General features: G+C 54.3%; 1 protein-coding gene. It reads right to left on the bottom strand.

Annotated elements, in window-relative coordinates:
* On the bottom strand, positions 1–2,079 hold a 2,079-nt coding region (locus Q8W32_RS16490; RefSeq protein ID WP_305415683.1), incomplete at both ends, for a cadherin repeat domain-containing protein.

Raw genomic sequence — 2,079 nt, 5'->3', positions numbered from 1 at the left:
AGGTTACTGCTGGCGCTGGTGATATCGGCCTCAGTGGTCACGGCCACTGTATCGCTCACCAAATACACCGTACCCGCCTCATTGCTTTGTAATGTGACCAACTCCCCTGCTTCATAGGTGCTATCTATCACCGGTGTACCATCGGCATTAAACGCCTGTACAAAGATCGACTCATCACCGTCGCTATCGATCCCGTACCAGGTCACCACATAGGCGCCAGCGCTGCCCACCGCAGTGATTTGGGGACTTTCGTCATCACCGTTGGTCTTACCCAGCGCTTCCAGCTGTACTGTGTCACCGTTGAAAGAACCATCGGCGTTAAACGCCTGCACAAAGATCGAATCATCACCGTCACTATCGGCCCCGTACCAGGTCACCACATAGGCACCAGCACTGCCCACGGCGGTGACTTGAGGAAAATAGTCATCACCAGTGGTATTACCCGGCGCTTCCAGCTGTACTGTGTCACCGTTGAAGGAACCATTGGCGTTAAAGGCTTGCACAAAGATCGAATAGTCACCGTCGCTATCCTCACCGTACCAGGTCACCACATAGTCGCCATCAGTGCCCACCGCGGTGATTTGGGGATTTCTGTCTTGACCTGCCGTATTACCCAGCGCTTCCAGCTGTACCGTGGTGCCGTTGAAGGAGCCATCGACATCAAACGCCTGCACAAAGATCGACCTATCACCGCCGCTGACTCCCTGCCAGGTCACCACATAGGCGCCATCAGTGCCCACCGCGGTGATTTGAGGAAAATAGTCAGCACCAGTGGTATGACCCGGCGCTTCCAGCTGTACCATGTCACCGTTGAAGGAGCTATCGACATCAAACGCCTGCACAAAGATCGAAAAATCACCGTCGCTATCGTACCCCTGCCAGGTCACCACATAGGCGCCATCAGTGCCCACAGCGGTAATTTGAGGCAGATAGTCACCACTGGTGGTCTCACCCAGTGCTTCCAACTGTACCGCGGCACTGCTTAAGGAACCATCGGCGTTAAATGCTTGCACAAAGATTGAATCATCATCGTCGCTATCCCTTCCGTACCAGGTCACCACATAGTCGCCATCAGTGCCCACCGCAGTGATTTGTGGATCATAGTCATGACCAGTGGTGTTACCCAGCGCTTCCAACTGTATCGTGGCACCGTTGACGGAACCATCGGCTTTAAACGCCTGCACAAAGACCGAATAGTCACCGTCGCTATCCCTTCCGTACCAGGTCACCACATAGGCGCCATCGCTGCCTACCTCAGTGATCTGGGAGCTATGGTTGGCATTACCCGGTGCTTCCAGTTGTACCGTGGTGCCGTTCAAGGAGCCATCGGCATTAAACGCCTGCACAAAGATCGAATAGCCACTGCCGCTGTATCCATACCAGGCCACCACATACGCACCATCGCTGCCCACAGCGGTGATTTGAGGGGCATAGTCACTATTGCTGGTATTACCCAGTGCTTCCAGCTGTACTGTCGCGGGTGATATCACAATACTGGCTTCTGGGGCGGTATCATCCAGATCGTTCACATCGAGGGTAACCGCTTGGTCGGTATGGTTACCGGCGCCATCGGTAGCGGTAACGATGAATGAGTAACTGGACTTGGTTTCGTAGTCGGCATCGGCTTTTAGCGTCACTTCACCAGTGCTCGCACTGATCTCGAAATACGCCTCATCAGCGCCACCAAGGCTAAACGTTACGCCATCTGAAACGTCAGCAGAGTCATCAGCGGTGGCGGTATACACCACCTGCCCGGCACCAGAGTTTTCATCGATTGCAGTAGCCGTCGCACCAGACGTAATCGTCGGTGCCACTTCATCGAGGTTGTTTACATCGAGTGTAACCAGTTGATCAGTATGGTTACCGGCTCCGTCGGTAGCGGTGACAGTAAAGCTGTAGCTGGACTTGGTCTCGTAATCGGCATCCGCCAATAACGTCACTTCGCCGGTGGCTGAATTAATGCTGAACAGCCCTGCATCGGCTCCCGAGAGGCTATAAACCACCGTCGCATCATCCGTCGCTGCGGTGTAAATCACCGTGTTTTCACCGGAGTTTTCGTCAATGGCGGTCGCTGTTGAA

This window comes from Oceanobacter sp. 3_MG-2023 (assembly GCF_030688925.1).
Taxonomy (GTDB): Bacteria; Pseudomonadota; Gammaproteobacteria; order Pseudomonadales; family Oceanobacteraceae; genus Oceanobacter.
This window is presented reverse-complemented; position numbering and strand designations above follow the sequence as displayed.